The following is a 3,850-nucleotide window of genomic DNA, read 5'->3' on the forward strand; positions in this document are numbered from 1 at the left end:
TTTAAATTAAAGTTTTAAAAAAGACACCAGAGGTAAAGAAATTTCTTTTCTTCTGGTGTCTTTTTTAATGAATTGGAAAATATATAAATGATGAATATGATACAATATAGGTAAAACGTCAAAGGAGGAGGATTTTTGAAAGGACAGATCCAAAAAGCGCTAAGTGGATTTTATTATATATATTCAGAAGGTAAAATTTACCAAACCAGAGCTCGAGGGAACTTTCGTAATCGAAACATTACTCCGCTTGTAGGGGACTATGTCATCTTTGAGAGCGAAAACCTAAAAGAAGGTTACTTACTTGAAGTGTTGCCGCGAAAAAATAAATTATTACGTCCACCGGTTGCAAATGTCGATCAAGGGATCATTGTGGTAAGTTTGACGGAACCGGAATTTTCTTATTTTTTACTTGATCGTTTTTTGGTAAGTATTGAATATGAAAACATAGAGCCTATCATTTATTTAAGTAAAGCTGATTTGTTAAAAGAATCCTCACTGATTAATGAAATTGTTACAACCTATAAAAATATTGGCTATACAGTGATTATTTCAACTGATGAAAATGTAATGATAGATCTACAAGGTTTATTGTCTAAAGGTTTAACTGTTTTTACTGGACAATCTGGAGCAGGAAAGTCAACTTTGCTTAATCGCTTAATGCCACAATTGGAACTGGAGACAGCAGAAATATCTGATGCTTTAGGGCGTGGGCGCCATACAACAAGGCATGTTGAATTGCTTACAGTTGAGAATGGTTTAGTGGCTGATACGCCGGGTTTTAGTGCGATTAATTTCTCTGAGATTACAAAAAGAGAACTGTCAAAACAATTTCCCGAATTCGTTCAAGCTTCAAAATATTGTCGTTTTCGCGAGTGTCTTCATTTAGACGAACCCGATTGTGAGGTAAAAAGACAAGTAGCAACAGGAGACATTGCGCAAAGTAGATATGATAATTACACTCGATTTTTGGAAGAAATAAAAAAAAGAAAGCCTAAGTATAAAAAGAAAAGGTAGGGATTTAATAATGAAAATTTCACCATCTATTTTAAGTGCAGATTTTGCGAACTTGCAACGGGATATAGAATTAGTAGAAAAAAGTGGTGTGGATTATATTCATGTGGATGTAATGGACGGACATTTTGTACCTAATATTACCTTTGGACCTGATGTGATCAAAGCCATTCGCCCTGTAACTAAATTGCCTTTAGACACACACTTAATGATTGACAACCCAGAAAGCTATATTGATGCTTTTGCTGAGGCCGGAGCAGATATCATTGGAGTGCATGTTGAAGCAACAGCTCATATTCACCGAGCACTACAGATGATTAAAAATAAAAATGTCCAAGCAGAAGTGGTGATTAACCCGGGCACGCCTGTTGAGTCTATTCGTCATGTTTTGTCTATGGTTGATCAAGTACTTGTGATGACAGTTAATCCAGGCTTTGGTGGTCAATTCTTTATTGAAGAAACATTAAGTAAAATTCAACAATTGGCAAAGCTAAAAGATGAACATGGCTATAATTATGATATAGAAGTTGATGGAGGAATTGTTCCTGAAACAGCTAAGCGTTGTAAAGAAGCAGGGGCTAATGTTTTTGTTGCTGGAAGCTATATTTATGGCGCTGAGCAACCTAAGGAAAAAATTCAACTTTTGAAAGAAGCGGTCGAAGGATGAATGTTTTGTTAGCAGCGGGAGGACCAATTTCTAAATGGCCAAATTTAATTAGGCAATATGAAGTATATGTTGGTATCGATCGCGGCGGCCTTTTTTTACAACAGAAGGGTTTTCCGTTAGATATTGCTATTGGCGATTTTGATTCTTTGAACGCTCAAGAGCGAGAAAATATCTTTAGCTCAGCTAACAAAGTTGTATCTTCTCCTGCAGTTAAAGATGATACAGATACGCAACTAGCTTTAGACCTAATTTTAAAAGAGTATCCGGATGCAGATATTACAGTGGTTGGTTCCACTGGTGGTAGAATAGACCACTTTTTAGCTAATCTTTGGATGGTTTTAGAACCACGCTTTTGTAAACATAGTCAAAGTATTTGTATACGAGACGATCAAAATACGATCTCTTTTTTACTTCCCGGAGAACATATAATTACAAAAGAAAGCGATAAGCAATATTTAGCTTATTGTTGCCTGACCCCAGTATCTAATTTAACTCTTTCTAAAAGTAAATATACTTTAGATAACCAAGAGATTTTATATCCAACATCCTATGCAAGCAACGAGTTTATCGGCCAACATGCTGAAGTTTCATTTTCAAAAGGAGTACTCGCAGTTATCCAAAGTAAAGACAGTTAAGCAAAGAACTGTTATTTTTTATGAAAATAGTTTAAAAAAAGTTAAGAGTGGCTAGTTATCTTTTGTTTAAAGCCATTTAATGGTACAATTTAACCATTGAGTTTGAATCAATTGGGGTGCACTTGTGAAAAAATTTAATCCGAATAAAAATATTATTATTACCTTAATTATTGTCATTATTATTGTTACTGTTTTAAGTATTACTATGGCTAGGCGTGCTGTTGAACAGAAAACTTCTTTTGTGCAAGTGGTTGTCAACGATACTGTTGCTACAGTAGACAAAGCATTGTATACACCAGTACGTTGGTTTGAAAATGGAGTTGGCTCTATTCAAGACCTATTTGTTACCTATCAAGAAAACGAACGTTTGAAAGGTAAGATTGATAATTACGACGAAGTTGTTCAACAAAATGAAAGTCAAAAAAGAGAAATATCGAATTTAAAAGAAGAATTAGATTTAAACGAAACATTGACCAACTATGAAAAAAAAGCAGCTAACGTTATTTCACGCTCACCAGATTCTTGGCAAGATATCATCGTTGTTGATCAAGGTTCAAAAGAAGGAATAAGCGATAATATGGCTGTTATGGCTAAAAATGGATTAATCGGCCGAGTTCTTGAAGTTAGCGCACATTCCTCAAAGGTAGAATTATTAACGTCTGATAATCAGACGAGCAATCATTTCCCTGTGCGTATAACAACTGAAAAAGGCGACGCTTTTGGCCTATTAAAAGGTTACGACCGACGTAATCAAGCACTAATCGTTGAAGAATTAACTGGCGAAAAAGACATAAAAAAAGACGACACGGTACAAACGTCTGGACTTGGTGGAAACTCGCCATCTGATTTGAATGTAGGTAAAGTCATTGAGGCTGAACCTGATGATTTTGGTTTAGACCGTAAAGTTTATGTCCAACCTGCAGCAGATGTTAATGATGTGTCTGTTGTTACAATCATTGAGCGTACAGTAGGTGAGGACTAGTTATGAGTAAAGTAAAAAAACAATATGTAGCAGCACCAATTTTCTTTTTGATTATGTTATTAGATAGCCATTTAACTCGTACGTTTTTATCGTGGAGTAATGAAGCAAACATTTGGAAGACACACCTACTCTTATTAATATTAATGTTTTGTGTTCCGAAATTTTCTAAACGCTATATGATTACAACAGCTATTATTTTAGGTGGGATATTTGATTTATATTATGTAGGAGTATTAGGAATCTATGCTGTGAGTTTACCTTTAGCTGTTTGGGGGATGTATTTATTATATGATCTTCTTTACCAGAATATATTTACCATGTTTTTTGGTTGGATTATATTAGTGACAGGGTACGAGTTAGCAGCAGCTGGCATCCAAGTTATTTTTAAATTGTCTTCGATTAACCCAATTTTCTTTGCTACTAACTTTTTAGGACCAACTTTATTAATTAATATTTTATTCTTTTTCATTATTTATTACATCGTCAAGGTATTATTCCGCTGGGAGTAATACCTTTTTTATTACAATTACAACAGTAAAAGTTTAAAAATATATC

At 34.5% G+C, this 3,850-nt stretch carries 5 protein-coding genes; all 5 read left to right on the plus strand.

Features of this window, described 5'->3' with window-relative positions; all coding sequences use genetic code 11:
• The first annotated feature begins 135 nt into the window (after nt 1-135).
• The 5 genes from rsgA (at nt 136) to mreD (ending at nt 3,804) form a co-directional block, all read left to right on the plus strand.
• Nucleotides 136-1,014, plus strand: coding sequence for a ribosome small subunit-dependent GTPase A (gene rsgA / locus TS1_RS11985; protein ID WP_068710707.1), 879 nt, complete (start codon nt 136-138; stop codon nt 1,012-1,014).
• Nucleotides 1,015-1,024: 10 nt separating this feature from the next.
• Nucleotides 1,025-1,678 carry a ribulose-phosphate 3-epimerase gene (gene rpe / locus TS1_RS11990; RefSeq protein ID WP_068710708.1) on the plus strand — a complete coding sequence of 218 codons (654 nt, stop codon included), beginning with the start codon at nt 1,025-1,027 and terminating at the stop codon, nt 1,676-1,678.
• Nucleotides 1,675-2,313, plus strand: coding sequence for a thiamine diphosphokinase (locus TS1_RS11995; protein WP_068710709.1), 639 nt, complete (start codon nt 1,675-1,677; stop codon nt 2,311-2,313). The genes rpe and TS1_RS11995 overlap by 4 nt, the downstream gene beginning before the upstream one ends.
• A 124-nt stretch (nt 2,314-2,437) precedes the next feature.
• Nucleotides 2,438-3,295, plus strand: coding sequence for a rod shape-determining protein MreC (gene mreC, locus TS1_RS12000; protein WP_068710710.1), 858 nt, complete (start codon nt 2,438-2,440; stop codon nt 3,293-3,295).
• 2 nt (nt 3,296-3,297) lie between these two features.
• Complete coding sequence (gene mreD / locus TS1_RS12005) at nt 3,298-3,804, plus strand: rod shape-determining protein MreD (protein WP_068710711.1); 507 nt, start codon at nt 3,298-3,300, stop codon at nt 3,802-3,804.
• Nucleotides 3,805-3,850: the final 46 nt, after the last annotated feature.

The organism is Tetragenococcus solitarius NBRC 100494, from assembly GCF_001544195.1.
GTDB classification, from domain to species: domain Bacteria; phylum Bacillota; class Bacilli; order Lactobacillales; family Enterococcaceae; genus Tetragenococcus; species Tetragenococcus solitarius.

Bases quoted from the DNA above. Each gene is read 5' to 3' on its own strand.
- rpe (WP_068710708.1), top strand. From the start codon at position 1,025: ATGAAAATTTCACCATCTATTTTAAGTGCAGATTTTGCGAACTTGCAA.
- mreD (WP_068710711.1), top strand. From the start codon at position 3,298: ATGAGTAAAGTAAAAAAACAATATGTAGCAGCACCAATTTTCTTTTTG.
- TS1_RS11995 (WP_068710709.1), top strand. From the start codon at position 1,675: ATGAATGTTTTGTTAGCAGCGGGAGGACCAATTTCTAAATGGCCAAAT.